The organism is Proteus sp. G2618, from assembly GCF_009915995.1.
GTDB lineage: Bacteria > Pseudomonadota > Gammaproteobacteria > Enterobacterales > Enterobacteriaceae > Proteus > Proteus terrae.
Window position 1 is genome coordinate 165892 of the sequence record NZ_JAABNI010000023.1, and the last position, 14804, is coordinate 180695.

Genomic DNA, 14804 nt, shown 5'->3' on the forward strand with positions numbered 1-14804 from the left:
ACTCGTTATTACCAGTTTTTATTGAAAATACGATCTAAGCTCCATTTACCCGGGCCTGTTACAACCAGTAATAAATATCCACCTGCAATTGTCATGTTTTTCATAAACATTAATTGGTTCATGCCTTCAGCAAAATTACTGTGGAACAGTAATGCAGTTAAGAGAGTAAAGACTGCGGTAAAGATTGCTGTGGTGCGAGTTAAGAAACCAAATAAGATTGCTAATCCACCACCTAATTCTAATAAAATCGTCAGTGGTAATAAGAAACCGGGAACACCCATTGCTTGCATATATTGTTGTGTGCCTTCGTAGCCACCAATTTTTCCATAGCCTGCGCTGATAAATAAAATCGGCATTAAAATACGGGCAATTAATAACGCAATGTCTTCAAATTTTTTCATAATGTTTATTCCTAATTAAACTCTATTATCTGCAATGTATATCTGTTTATATTTGTATTTTCGTTGGTTAATTTTCTATTTTTAGAATTAATAACCACGGCTACGTTGTGAGGCATACAATAATAGGAAATTGGAAAAGAGGATATTAAGAAGAATTAACATTCTTAGACAAAAAAATTGATGTTCAATCTGAGGTTTTTTTGAAGGACTTCTGTATTGCCCGAATTAAGCCAATTGCACCGATAGCGCGTTGTCCTAATCGTATGATTTTTTTAGGGTGTTTAATACTGTAAAGAGAAATAAAACTAGCGCTTACTAAAAATGCAGGTTTTAAAGAGACTAAAATTCGCCACGCTTTATCATAAGGCTCTGTCACATCAAGCCAAGTTTGCGTGCTTTGCCCTAAATCAGAGCGCTGTTGCTGAATTTTATTCAACAACAGCTTTTTACGTCTTGCGAGGATTGCTTGCTTATTTTGTCTGTTCATCATGATATTGCTCCAAAAGACGTTTATCTAATTCCAATTGTTGGCGAGTGTCGCCTAACAAGGTGGAATTTCGCGCTTTTCTTAATGTCATGATGGCACCAATAAGTGCACAGAAAAGTAAAGTAGCGGTTGTGATAGCTAAAGCATAAATTCGATATTCAGGTGGAATAACCCAAAAAATCAGTATAAGCAGGCTCATTAGGCCAAAAGCGGTGAGTAACAGTGTGACGCCAGACATTAAAATAAGCTGGATCAGGGTAGTTTTTTCTTCTTCCAGTTCAATGGCGATTAGCCGTAGGCGAGTTTCAACCATGCCTATCACGATGGCACCAATTTTACTGAGAGAATTCAGAACCCCGGATGCGGGGCCCTGTGGTCTTTGAGTATCACTCATTACAAATTAACGTTTTGCTAGGAGAACACCAAGAACAACACCAACAGCCGCACCAATACCGACACCTGTCCATGGATTTTCACGAACATAGTTATCTGCTTTTCCGGCGATTTCTTTGGTGTTATCGACAATTTCTCGACCTGTATCGCTAAGTTTTGCACGAGAGCCTTTTATCGCCGATTCTGCTTTTGCACGCAGGTTTTGGATTTCTTCTTTGGATTTATCTGCAGAGGAGTTCAGCACTTCTTCTAGAGTATCAGCAAGAGATTTCAATTCACTACGCAGATCTTCATTTGAACGTTGATGAGACATAATTAACTCCTTTAATAGAGATAGACATGATACTTATAACAATAGACTAATTTTACCGCTTAATGAAATTAAATAATGACTTATTGGTAAAAAAAAGAGATAAATCTTAATAGATATCCGCAGTTAAAAGAATGAGAGGGTGTTAAGGCGAGTGTATAGCGAAATAAAATAAAGGCCTGTTCAATTGAATGAAACAGGCCTTTGTCATTTTTCTTACTGCTTTTTATGGCAGTCGGAATATCTTTATATTATTTGATAGATCTTACGCTTTCGCTTTTTTCTTTTTAATAACAACCCAGATGCTACCAATTAATCCTATAACTAATAGGCAAACAGGTAATAGCATAAGGATATTCATTAAATGGTGTTCGTACTGACGAAATAGTGGGCTATTACCTAATATATAACCCAATGTGGTCAGTATACCGACCCATAAAAGTCCACTTAACCAATTGAAAATCTGAAAGCGAGTATTATTCAATCCAGCAAGGCCGGCAATTGTTGGCAACAATGTTCTAACGAACGCTAAAAAGCGACCAATAAGTAATGCAGCTAAGCCATGACGATGAAAAAGCCCATGTGCGCGCTGGTGATAATGTTCTGGTAGATGTGATAGCCAACTGCGTACTAATTTCGTATTTCCAAGCCATCGCCCTTGAAGATAGCCCAACCAACAACCTAGGCTTGCTCCTGCAGTCAAAATAAGTAAGGTCAATGGAAAATCCATTGTATCTTTAGCAATTAACACGCCCACTAAAATTAATAAGCTATCTCCTGGTAAGAAAGCTGCGGGCAATACTCCGTTTTCTAGGAATAGTATGGTGAATAATAAAATGTAGATAATCCATATTAATGAAGGATTAGCTAAGGTTTCGTAATCTTGATGCCATAGCGCCAAGAATAGCTCTCTTACGATTTCCATATAAAAGGCTTCCTAAAACTGAGTCATTTGGGGGTAAATATAAAATCAATAGGTGTTGTAATCTATTTACCCGTTTTCTACTTCATAGGGTCTATTTTTCATTGTTTAAAACAGCAACACTCTAACAAAATCAGGAAAAACTAGACAGAAAATTTTTCAACTGGATGACGACACCACTTACGCATGGATATTGGATTGTGAAAAATAGACATCTAATCTTTTTTTGAGTTCAGAATAGAGAGTTTTTTAAATTAAACCTTAAGAAAATGAATATTATCAAAAGGCATTCTCTATTTTATAGAGATCATAAAAGATAAATTTTTAATATTAATTGAGAGAAAATAAAACGTTATCTTGTTTATATTGTTCATCTTTTTTTGTTTGTTTTTCATTCAAAACAAGGCGGTTCAGAGCAGATAATTGTTAGTTATAATGTTAATAAAAAAGGCTATCAGTTGATTAAAAAAAACAAAAAGAAGAGAAATAAAATAAAAAACAAGTAAGATAACTAAGTATAACTTACTGATAATAATAATTTCTTTCATTTTGTATTGGTACACTAAAAAGAACAAAATCCTATTATGATCACAGTTATGTTATTTTATTGTTAACAAAAACGGTTAATGCTGTATATTTTGCATAATCAGCTTTTCAGCGCGATTCAATTCCTTATACTGGCATTGCAAACACTCAATAATGCCTTTTTTAAATATTATTTTAAGTAATGGAATAGCTATGGATAAACAACAATCCAGAGTCTTCAGCCTGTTTTTTAAGGGAAGCCTCGTCAAACAAATACTCGTTGGTTTAGTCGCAGGGATCTTACTTGCTTGGTTAGCGCCAGAAGCTGCCAAGATGATGAGTCTATTAGGTACCCTGTTTATTAGTGCACTGAAAGCTGTAGCACCTATCTTAGTATGGGTACTGGTTATGGCTTCGATTGCTAATCACCGTCAAGGGCAAAAATCGAATATTCGCCCGGTATTAATTTTATATCTGCTAGCAACGTTCTTTGCTGCATTAACCGCAGTTGTTGCGAGCTTTATGTTCCCATCTGTTTTAACGCTGGTTGTTAACGAATCACAACTGTCACCACCTGAAAATATCGCTGAAGTGCTTAAAGGCGTATTAATTAATGTGGTTGCAAACCCTGTTGATGCGCTTCTCAATGGTAACTATATGGGTATTCTAGCGTGGTCTATCGGGCTGGGATTAGCATTACGTCATGCAAGTGATACCACTAAAGCCTTAACACAAGATTTAGCGGATGCAGTGACAAACTTGGTACGTGTTGTTATTCGTTTAGCGCCTATCGGCATTTTCGGCCTCGTGTCATCGACGATAGCAACAACAGGTTTTGAAGCTTTATCTGGCTACTTGCATGTTCTTGTTGTGCTAATTGGCTGTATGTTGTTTGTAGCTTTAGTTGTGAATCCAATAATTGTATTTTGGAAAATTCGCAGTAACCCATATCCATTAGTCTTTGCCTGTTTACGTGAAAGTGGTGTAACCGCCTTCTTTACACGTAGTTCAGCTGCAAATATTCCTGTGAATATGGCTATGTGTCGTCGTATGAATTTAAATGAAGACACTTATTCTGTTTCCATCCCATTAGGCGCAACCATCAATATGGGGGGAGCTGCAATCACTATTACTATTTTGACACTCGCGGCTGTAAACACTCTGGGGATGCCTGTTGATATCCCAACTGCGCTGTTATTAAGCCTAGTTGCTGCAATTTGTGCCTGTGGTGCATCAGGAGTTGCTGGAGGATCATTACTATTAATTCCATTAGCTTGTGGCATGTTTGGTATTAGTAATGATATTGCAATGCAAGTTGTTGCTGTTGGGGTCATGATTGGTGTGTTGCAAGATTCAGCAGAAACTGCATTAAATTCAGCAACGGATGTTCTTTTTACTGCAACAGTCTGTATTGCAGAAGATAATCGTATTACAGAAAACCCGTTAACTGAAAAAAATAATGGGTAAGTAGTTAAAAGTAGTAAGACAGGAAGTGCAGTAAAAATAATAATTAATAAAAAAATAGAACCCCACATTCTTATGTGGGGTTTCTTTTTTGCTAATATATTGATAATCCATTAAATATTAAGAGCTAATTCTGTTCCTTGTCTAATCGCACGTTTTGCATCTAATTTACTGGTATCCTTTGCACCACCAATAAGGTGAACGATTTTGTTTTTTGTTTCTAACGGTATCAGTAATGGGTGATAAGTACGTTGTCCTGTACACAATATAATATTATCAGCCATAAGAAGTTGTTGTTTGCCATCTTGTTCAATAACAAGGCCTTCTGGCGTAATTTTTTGATAATGGCAATGTGTTAAGAATTTAACGCCTTTTTTCTCTAATGTTAGCCGATGTATCCAACCTGTTGTTTTACCTAAATTCAATCCTATCTTTCCAGCTTTACGTTGGGTCATAACAATCTGTTTATTATCATCTTTTAATTGATTTTCTGGTTTTATACCGCCACGAGATGAAAGTGTTGGATCAATGCCCCATTCTTTATTAAAAGCACAGGGGCTTAGGCTACTGCATTGGCCTTTTTGTGTAAGATAAAGGCCAGTATCAAAGCCAATACCCCCGCTACCAATGATCACTACATCTTTGCCCACCGATTGATGGTGTTTTAAAACATCAAGGTAAGTTTTAACAATCTTATTATCTTGGCCTTCAATATCGGGAAGGTGCGGAGTAACACCACTGGCTAAAATAATCTCATCAAAATTTTCAAGATGATGAGGAGTAGCTTCGATATTATTTTTAACAATCACACCAGTGAGTTGTAGTTGTCGTTTAAAGTAGCGTAAGGTTTCCTTAAACTCTTCTTTTCCAGGAATTTGGCTAGCAATATTCAATTGTCCACCAATAACATCTTCTTTTTCAAAAAGAGTGACATGATGACCGCGTTTCGCGGCTGTTACCGCAAAAGATAATCCTGCGGGACCCGCACCAACAACCGCTAACTTTTTAGGTCGTTGGGTTGGTATAATAAGAAGCTCGGTTTCTCGACACGCAAAAGGGTTAACTAAACAAGAGGCGGTTTGGCCTGAAAATATTTCATCAAGGCATGCCTGATTACAAGCAATGCAAGTATTGATTTCATCTTCACGTCCTTGTTGCGCTTTAAGCACGAATTCAGGATCAGCAAGAAAAGGGCGAGCCATTGAAACCATATCGGCGCAGCCTTCTGCCAAAATAGCTTCTGCAGTTTGTGGTGTGTTAATGCGATTTGATGTAATTAGTGGGATATTGACCTTTCCCATTAGTTCTCGCGTCACATTCGCAAATTGGCCTCTTGGCACCATAGTGGCAATGGTCGGAATTCGCGCTTCATGCCAACCGATCCCTGTATTGATCATTGTTGCGCCCGCTTTCTCTACGGCTTTGGCAAGATAAAGCACCTCAGAAGCATCCGAGCCATCTTTAATTAAATCCAACATAGAAAGACGGTAAATAATAATAAACTGCTCACCGACGGCTTTTTTTATGCCTTCAAGAATACGTAAAGCGAAACGACAACGATTTTCAATATTTCCACCCCATTGATCGTTTCGCTGATTTGTGTGGCTGACTAAAAACTGATTAATTAAATAGCCTTCAGATCCCATTATCTCAACGCCATCATAGCCCGCTTTTTGGGCTAATTGAGCACAGTGAATATAGTCATCGATAGTTTGTTCGATTTGTTCATGACTCATTTCTGTTGGCATAAAAGGGGTTATTGGAGATTGAATTGCTGAAGGGGCAACTAAGTTTGGCTGGTAACTATAACGACCTGTATGCAAGATCTGTAAAGCAATTTTACCACCTTGTTGATGAACTGCATCCGTAACAAGTTGATGAGTTGTTAGTTGGTTTTCAGACATTAATGTCGCAGCATGAGGCAATAAGACACCTTGTTTATTGGGAGAGATCCCTCCAGTTACTATTAATGCAACACCTGCGGCCGCACGTTGGGCATAAAACTGTGCAAGCTTTGTAGCATCATTTGGATTTTCTTCAAGCCCAGTATGCATAGAGCCCATAAGAATACGGTTTTTAAGTACGGTAAACCCTAAATCAAGAGGCGAAAATAGATGAGGATAATGTGCCATCAGATACCCTTTTTAGACTGGTCAGATGAGATATCTATAGCATAACGAGAAGTGAGTGATTAAGAGTTCATTATGTTAATAAGTTGTGATCTTAATCATGGAAAAGGTGAATAGCACGTTATAAAGCAATAATAATCTAAGTGATTACTTAATGAGAACAAATAGTGATAATAAAAATCACACTCATTCATAATATTTCATCATATAATGTAGTGTACCTATTAATACGTATTAAAAATACACATCACTATTTTCAATTTGGAGACGTTATGATTAATAAATTTAATCAACTTGTTGACTGTTCTGACTTGGGTAAACTTGTATTACGTGTTTCTCTTGGTGTTTTAATGTTATTACATGGGCTTCATAAAATGGAACCGGGTGGATTAGCTGGTATTCAGGGGATGTTAGCTAATTTTAATCTACCCGCCTTTATTGCTTATGGTACCGTGATTGGGGAGGTGGTTGCACCTATCTTACTGATTATCGGTCTATTTACTCGTGCATCAGCACTTATTTTAGCAGGTACAATGTTTGTTGCTGTCTTGATGGTTCATTCTGGTGATTTATTTGCATTAAACCCTAAAACAGGGGGATGGGCACCAGAAAGTGCTGGCTTTTACCTATTTGCTGCGATAGCGGTGATGTTTTTAGGTAGTGGCCGTTTTGCAGTTAAAAAAGATTAATAAATTTAATAGTCAATAAAATTGAATGTTATTGCTGTAACTTGATTAAAATAGATGAATAAACGCCCAGATCTCACACTATATGCAGACTCGATCTGGGCGTTTTATTTTAAGCAATTTTATGGCTTATCGGTTTAACCTAAGTCATTTTTATTTTTGAGTTGCTGGCGTTAACTTAAAGACCTTTTCATTTTCACCTAACCACTGGCGAGCAACTTGGTTTATATCGTTAACACTTAATGTTTTTATAATGGCAGGATCAGTGAGTAAACGCTGATACTGTTGGTCATCTGTTGCAACTTGAGCAAGAGCATCTGTCCAATAACTTGCACTGTCATTCACCTGTGAATTTTCAGTTAGCCAGATATTTTTAGCCTCTTGTAACTCTTTCTCTGTAATACCTGACTGCTTAACTTCATTCACGACTTTACGGGCGAGAGTGATTAATTCATCTGCGCGTTCAGGTGATGCTGTAAAATTTAAACGACCGGTATAGTAGCTTGTAGGCACTTTCGTTAACATTTCAGAGAACCCAAGTGAATAAATTCCACCTGCTCTTTCACGTAGGTTGAGTCTTAAACGTTGACTGATCACTGTATCCAGTAAATTTAGCGTAAGTACTTGTTGTTGTGACCATTGAGCTGGTGCTGCATATTGAATACTTACCATACTCTTATCACTGCTTGCGATAGGGTATGTTTTGCTAAATGAAGTCAGCTTTGGATTAATAGCAGGATCTGCCCAGAATAGACGCCGTTCAGAGCGTGTCGGGAGACTTGCAACCCAGCGTTCAATCAGAGGTTTTACCTGATTAATATTGACAGGGCCACTGATAACTAATGTCATATCAGCAGGTTGTCCTAAGATCATTTGGTTTGTTTGCTGTAATTGTTGAGCAGTAAACTGTTTCCAAGCACCTTGCGGAGAAACCACTAAACGATTGCCATTTTGATAGCTTTCTTTATTGATCTTATCCAAGAAAGTGCGTTCAACGGGTGTTTTTGAAATTCCTAATGCCATGGCTTGCTTCTGTTGCTCTAACTTCTCACCATTAAACTGTGGAGACGTAATTTTTAGATGCATTAAGGTTAGCAAGGTTTCTAGTTCATCAATTGGCGCTTCGCCACGGAAACCATGGAATAACAGTTCACTGTAAGGGCGCAAACTAATTTGGTGTTGCTTAGTAAATAGCGCTAACTCACGCGCATTATAATTACCGTATCCACTCACTTCAGGTAATTTTAATGCCCATTGTACCATGCCTAAGCTTTGATTTGTTTCAAGTGAAGAGCCGCCCGGAATACGCAGTGAAACTTGAATATTATCTTTGAGATAACTGTCATTTTTCACAATCACTTTTACATTATTGCTCAGTGTCCATTCTTGTGTTTTTTCAATCGGAAGTGATTGCGTTGAAACAACTGAACCTGTGAGATCAGGTTTAATATCGAGTACAACAGCTTGAGTTTTTAGGGTAAATGCTCCCGGGTTTGATTGTCTAATTTCTTGCCAACGTTGCGTAGCTTTAGTTGCATTAAACAAATTAGCATCATTATCGGGGCCAATCACCGCAACTCGTGGTGATGATTGCTTTAGGTATTGAGCAAAATAAGCTGACAATGTTTCAGGGGTCACTTTATTGATTAATTGATAGCTTAAATTCAGTGCCTGTTTTTTCGTTTGAATTGGCATATCCAATTCAATAGCTGTTGTGATTTGGTTGGCCAAATAATCGTGCTCATAACGCTCTTCACCCGCAGCTTGTTGGCTTAGGCGCTTTAGCATTGCGTTACGGGCATTATCTAGCTCTTCTTGAGCCACTGGAACAGAGGCGAGGCGTTGAACTTCTGTAAATAAGATATCTAGTGCGCCTTGATAATCATTACCTTTAGGGTGCGCAATCATCAATTGTTGTGAACGACGAGAGTCTAACATTGAGCCTTGTGCATTAGCGCTAATAGAAGCTATTAAGCCATTATCAACAATAGTGGAAAAACGTTGATTTAAAATTGATAGCCATAATGAATCCATTAAATCTTCATATTGACCTTGGCGACTATTTAAAGGTGCTGGCAAAGTACGTTGCAAGGTGAACTGTAAAATACGCGAACCTTGCTCTTTGTCGAAAATCGTTTTGACCAGTAAATCTTTATGATCAATAAAATTGTGCCAAGAAGGATCATCAATTCCTTTATTTTCGCTATTTTTAGCGTTAAACAGATGCTTAATATCAGCAATAGCGTCGCCCTGATTAAAGTTACCAACCAGTACTAATGCCATTCTTTCTGGTTGATACCAAGTATCGTAATAGCGTTTTGCATCTTTCACATCGCCATGTTTAACGATTTCTAAATCGCCAATAGGATCACGGTCTAGATAACGGCTACCATAATAACGCAATTCTTCTAACTGGCGGTTAATACGAAAACCAATGCCTTGGCGCAAGCGCCACTCTTCAACAATAACAGGGCGCTCTTTATCAAACTCAATAGGGTCAAAGGTCATTTCAAATGCCCAGTCAGATAAAATCTTTAACCCTGTTTTAATTTGGATCGGGTTTGCATTTGGCAATGACAGTTTATAAGTCGTCGCATTTAAACTTGTCGCGGCATTAACATGACTACCTAATTTCATGCCAAGGCTCTCAAGTTGTTTAAAGCCTGTTGTTCCCGGAAAATGAGTTGTACCTTTAAATGCCATATGTTCAGTAAAGTGCGAAAAACCAAGCTGTTTTTCATCTTCTTGAACAGAACCACTTTTTACCAAAAGACGCATTTCAACACCGGTTTGTGGGCGTTGCAGTAAGTAAACGTCTAAACCATTATCTAGGGTAAAATGGCGAATATCAGGACGCAGTAATAGCGTACTTTTGTCATTTTGATTAGGGGTGTTTGCCGCACACCCTAAAAGTGAAAGACTGACTGAAACAATCAGTAATTTACGATACATATTCGGTAACTCCAGCAGATTGAGAGGAGGACACGGTAGGGGCTTTGAGTGAAATCACATTATCTGCAATCACATGTGTAAAGCGCTGGTGGCTGACTAACGCAATACCCGCGGTTGGCAGATGTTGTTTTAGTAACTGCAACATGTTTAATGCATTTTGTTCATCAAGTGCAGAGGTGGTTTCATCTAATAAAATAAGATCAGGTTTATTGAGCAATAAACGAGCAAAAATAAGACGTTGTTGCTCACCGCCTGATAGACGTGTTGTCCAATCCGTTTCAAGTGAAAGTTGATTTTTTATTTTGTCTAAACCCACCAAATGAAGTGCTTCTTCATACTCTTTAGTGGAGAATTGATTAGGCTGACAAGGATAAGCGAGCAAACTGTCTAAACGAGCAAAAGGCAGATACATACGCTGTGGGATCCAACACACATTTGGTGAACGTTGAATTTCCCCTTTAAAATAAGGCCAATGCCCACTTAGTGCTCTAAGCAGTGTTGATTTACCTAAACCAGAGCAACCTTCAATAACGGTTAATTCACCCGCTTTTACAGAGAAGTTAATATCTTGGATTAACAGGCTGTCATCTTGCATAAACAGAGAAAGATTAGCTTTTAATTTAGTCTGTTTATCGTTTAAATCAGCGACTTCTGGTTCATGATCGTGCTCTAAAAGCACCACAAAATTATAAAGACGTGTCACTGTTGCTTGCCATGCGGCAATCTCTTTATACGAGAAAATAAACCAGCTTAATGCACCTGCAACACTAGAGAATGCTTGTCTTAATTGCATTAATCCTCCTAGCATTAATTCGCCAGCAAGGAATTTAGGTAAGGCAAAAATAATCGGTGCCATTGCAGTGGCTTGTTGATAGCCGACAGTGAAGAATGCAAGATTTCTCTCGTAGCGGATAAGGTTATTCCAGTTACGAATAACCCCTAAAAAGCGGTCCATTAATTCGTTGCGATCACTGATTTCACCACGCTGACCTGCAATTGCATCGCCATGTTGTTTACGGGTGATGAGAGCAGTACGGTAATCAGCCTCTTTGCGCTGTTTATCCATATTAATCTTACGCAAGGGTGAGCCAATAAATTGCGTAATGGTTATCCCGATAATGGTATAGATAATACAAGCCCAGAACATATACCCTGGAATTGTCCACTCACTTCCTCCTAATGTGAAGGATATAGCGCCAGACAGTGACCAAAGAATAGTGGCAAAAGAGATAAGCGTGAGTAACGAGTGCAAAAATGTGACAGTTAAACGCATTGTTGATTCGATCAGTAAACGAATATCTTCTGCAATACGCTGATCGGGGTTATCAGGCTCTTGAGATGTCAGCCTTAACATGTAGTGCTTACTGTTTTTTGATAACCAGCGATCGAGCACTTGTTCAGTCATGCCTTCGCGCCAGCGAATAACCATTTTTTGGCGTAAGAAATCGCCCATTACTACAACAGTAATTAATCCTGCGATAATAATGACAAATTGTTGAAGAAGCTTGTAGAGCGCTTGTCCATCAAGTTGTTGTAATGCGTTATAGAAACTACCATTCCATTCATTCATTTTGACGTTAAACCAGACGGATGACAGGGTTAAGGTCAAAGAGACTATCAATAGAAACCAGCAGTAAAGGGCGGCGCGCCGCCCCCAAAAAGGTGAAACTAAATAGAAAAATTGTTTTATTGTTTTCATTGCTTATTGGTCATATTTTTATTGTATATCGACTTGGTTGCTCACATTAACTTCGTCAATTTATTAATAGTCGTAGCTAACTTGTAACCAGAACTGACGACCTGGCTCATACGATTTGTATTCTTTATCTTTGTAAGTAAAGTGATCAGCAACGTTTCGAGTATTTAATACGTTGTTAACTTCAATTGACACACCAACACCATGAGCAAACTCAGGTTGCCAGCTTAGTTTGGTATCCCAAGTAAAGCGGCTACTGTAGTTCTGTTTTTTATAGGCATAAATATAACCCGCTTCAGGTGTTTTAATTGGGTTGCCGTTATTGGTTTTTTCTGCTTGAGAGCGCCAGCTATTCCATTGTAATTGGTTAAACCAAGTCACATTCCATTCATCCCAAACACTTGTAAGATCTGCTGTGACTTTTAATGGAGAATTGAAGTTACCAGAGGGTAAGTCTTTGGCATCAATGATTTTTCCGTCATATAGCACTTTGTTTCGGTTAACGTTTTGAGTATTTGGACTAAAGTCGGCATAACCTGAATCTTTAGGGGTATTGGTTTTGCTTTGTTGCCAACTTATTGAAGCATTAAAAATATGATCAGCTTGTGCTAATTCCCAAGGCTGGCTATTTTTCACCGATAAAGTCACGGTATCGTGTGAACTACGGCCCTTGTTATTGAATGCACGAATATTCATTTTTTCGTAATCAGTGCTACCTGGATATTTTGTATCACTACGCACTTCATCACGACCATTACGATGAACGTATTGTAAACGCCAAGTGGTTGAGGCGATTTCTTGTTGCAAGCCCAATGTGAATTCGTCGTTGTAAGGCGTTTTTAAAGAATCTAGACCGTCAAAGTCTGTACGGTTATTCCAATTGGCATTAGGTGATTCGCAATCGAAGTAACAGTGTTGCAAGCCTGCATTTTGTGCCCCATACAATGCATAAGTTAACATGGAGCGGCCGTAGTAACGGTTTACACCACCGATTAAGAGCGTATTGCCTGTGCCCCAAATATCATAAGTACCACTTAAACGAGGTGAAATATTGTTTCTTTGAACAAAATCATCTCTATCTAAACGAATACCAGGACGCAGTGTTAAGCGTTTATATTGAATATTATCATCAAGATAGATTGCATAGTTTGTATAGGTTGCACTATGGCTTCCTGATCGGAAGCGTGTTGTATTTGAACGTCCGCCACTCCACTCGTTTGTATCGGGATTAGTTATTCCTGTATAGAAATAACTATAAAAATCTTTATCTCTGATATAAGAGCCTTTAGTTCGAGCAACTTCAAAGCCCGTTGTGGGCTGGTGTATGGTTGAGCCTAAGTCGAACGCGTTAAAGCGCATTATCGCTTTAGTGCTTACGGTTTCTTGATTACTCTTTAGATCACCCTGACCTCCACTGTTATAACTTGTTGGTGTTGACCAACCAGTAATTGCATCATCTAAACGAATAAAGTAATTTTGATCATTCGTTCGTTTATCTTCTAGTTTTTGATAACCCGTTGTTAATTCTAATGTTCCGAGATCTAATTTATGTTTATAAAGCGCAGTGAAACTTAAACCATTATGCTCATTATCATAGCCTGAGTTATAGACTGAACCTGAGAATAAATAGCTTTTATAACGCGCGATATTACTTGATAAATCAAGAGATTGGGTCTCTGAAATATCCCAAGAATATTTAATAAAATAGTTATCTGAGGTACGAGTTTGGTCACGATAACCTGCGTTTTGTTCAACTTGTTCTAATTGATAGTCAGGTGTGTGAATAAAACCTCCCGCACTACTCATCATCATCGGAATGGTTGATTCACGGCGAGAAGCAGAGAATATTAAACCTGTATGCTCAGTTAACCCTGTTTCAAACCAACCACCAAAGTTTTGTTTGTCGTATTTTTTCTGGAAACGGGCAGGATTACTAAAATCATTATTGGCTGTATCAAAATTTAGTTTTGGATCAGTAAAAATATTATTCCAGCTTGAACGCGTTGTGCGGTAATAAGCATTAGCATGAGTTTCACCAGACCAGCGACGACTCTGCACATCAACGGTGCCTCCTGTAAACCCGCCAAATTCAACAGGAATATTGTTATCGTAAACCGTGACGCTATCAATTAAACGACTATCAAGGTACATCCCTTGTTCATCACTGGTTACTCGAGTATTGGTTTCACCATTACCTGAATTAGCCGGATCAAAGTCATTGTTAAAGCTGACACCATCAAGTTTATAAGAGTTTTGATAACTGCTAGAACCATGAATAGAAATGCGTGAGGGTTTAATTTCACCCTGATTCATTGACGTGCTGTCATTATTGGAGAATTGAACTGCGGGGTTACTTTTTAGTAGGTCAGTGATGTTGCCATCACCGGTATTACGCTGTTTTATCTCTTCTGACGTGAGGTATTGCGGAGCGGAAATGACATCGGTAGCTGGGTGATAAGTACTACCGACACCGGTGACTTTAACTTCAGGAATAACAATCGCGTTAGTTGTGGCGAGAGGACGAATAACAAATCCACTTCCTTGTGGAATAATTTCTAAACCACTACCAATTAAGACTTTTTGTAATGCAGTTTGGGTTTCAAATTGACCTGAAAGTGCTGGAGCCCGCAGGTTTTTGATCGAATTTGCATCAAATAAAATTTGTACTTGCCCTTGTTTTGCAATGGCACTTAATGAATCAGCCAAAGACTGTTCTGGCAAAGCCACTGAAACGGTAGATGCATAAGCGCAAGGTGCGACAATAGTGGTACTTATTAGCAATGCTAGCAGAGACCTCTTAAGGATCTCTTTTTTGTTATTCATTTTCATTTCACCAATC

General features: G+C 38.3%; 11 protein-coding genes. 2 read left to right on the forward strand and 9 right to left on the reverse strand.

The window, feature by feature from the left end:
• Nucleotides 1-8: 8 nt before the first annotated feature.
• The 5 genes from GWJ01_RS12940 to GWJ01_RS12960 form a co-directional block, all read right to left on the reverse strand.
• The gene (locus tag GWJ01_RS12940; RefSeq protein ID WP_075671385.1) at nucleotides 9-401 is read right to left on the reverse strand and encodes a DoxX family protein; all 393 of its coding nucleotides are present in this window, start codon (nucleotides 399-401) and stop codon (nucleotides 9-11) included.
• A 184-nt stretch (nucleotides 402-585) separates the two neighbouring features.
• Nucleotides 586-891, reverse strand: coding sequence for a YqjK-like family protein (locus tag GWJ01_RS12945; RefSeq protein WP_227003101.1), 306 nt, complete (start codon nucleotides 889-891; stop codon nucleotides 586-588).
• Nucleotides 872-1282 carry a phage holin family protein gene (locus tag GWJ01_RS12950; protein WP_109393167.1) on the reverse strand — a complete coding sequence of 137 codons (411 nt, stop codon included), beginning with the start codon at nucleotides 1280-1282 and terminating at the stop codon, nucleotides 872-874. The genes GWJ01_RS12945 and GWJ01_RS12950 overlap by 20 nt, the downstream gene beginning before the upstream one ends.
• Nucleotides 1283-1288: 6 nt before the next feature.
• The gene (locus GWJ01_RS12955; RefSeq protein ID WP_161711175.1) at nucleotides 1289-1594 is read right to left on the reverse strand and encodes a DUF883 family protein; all 306 of its coding nucleotides are present in this window, start codon (nucleotides 1592-1594) and stop codon (nucleotides 1289-1291) included.
• Nucleotides 1595-1856: 262 nt separating this feature from the next.
• Nucleotides 1857-2516, reverse strand: a complete 660-nt coding sequence (locus tag GWJ01_RS12960) for a DedA family protein (protein WP_109393169.1) — start codon at nucleotides 2514-2516, stop codon at nucleotides 1857-1859.
• A gap of 735 nt (nucleotides 2517-3251) precedes the next feature.
• Here GWJ01_RS12960 and sstT point away from each other — a divergent pair.
• Nucleotides 3252-4505 (forward strand): serine/threonine transporter SstT, encoded by a 1254-nt coding sequence (sstT, locus tag GWJ01_RS12965; RefSeq protein ID WP_109393170.1) that lies wholly within the window; start codon nucleotides 3252-3254, stop codon nucleotides 4503-4505.
• 110 nt (nucleotides 4506-4615) lie between these two features.
• On the opposite strand, the gene GWJ01_RS12970 is transcribed toward sstT, so the two are convergent.
• Nucleotides 4616-6634, reverse strand: coding sequence for an oxidoreductase (locus GWJ01_RS12970; protein WP_109393171.1), 2019 nt, complete (start codon nucleotides 6632-6634; stop codon nucleotides 4616-4618).
• A 269-nt stretch (nucleotides 6635-6903) separates the two neighbouring features.
• Between GWJ01_RS12970 and GWJ01_RS12975 the strand changes: the two genes are divergently transcribed.
• The gene (locus GWJ01_RS12975) at nucleotides 6904-7320 is read left to right on the forward strand and encodes a DoxX family protein (protein ID WP_109393172.1); all 417 of its coding nucleotides are present in this window, start codon (nucleotides 6904-6906) and stop codon (nucleotides 7318-7320) included.
• A 150-nt stretch (nucleotides 7321-7470) separates the two neighbouring features.
• On the opposite strand, the gene GWJ01_RS12980 is transcribed toward GWJ01_RS12975, so the two are convergent.
• The 3 genes from GWJ01_RS12980 to GWJ01_RS12990 all read right to left on the reverse strand — a co-directional run bounded on the left by GWJ01_RS12980 (nucleotide 7471) and on the right by GWJ01_RS12990 (nucleotide 14794).
• Complete coding sequence (locus tag GWJ01_RS12980; RefSeq protein ID WP_109401348.1) at nucleotides 7471-10269, reverse strand: M16 family metallopeptidase; 2799 nt, start codon at nucleotides 10267-10269, stop codon at nucleotides 7471-7473.
• Entirely contained in the window at nucleotides 10259-11968 is a 1710-nt protein-coding gene (locus GWJ01_RS12985; RefSeq protein WP_161711176.1) for an ABC transporter ATP-binding protein/permease, read from the reverse strand. The genes GWJ01_RS12980 and GWJ01_RS12985 overlap by 11 nt, the downstream gene beginning before the upstream one ends.
• A gap of 63 nt (nucleotides 11969-12031) precedes the next feature.
• Complete coding sequence (locus GWJ01_RS12990) at nucleotides 12032-14794, reverse strand: TonB-dependent receptor (RefSeq protein ID WP_109393174.1); 2763 nt, start codon at nucleotides 14792-14794, stop codon at nucleotides 12032-12034.
• Nucleotides 14795-14804: the final 10 nt, after the last annotated feature.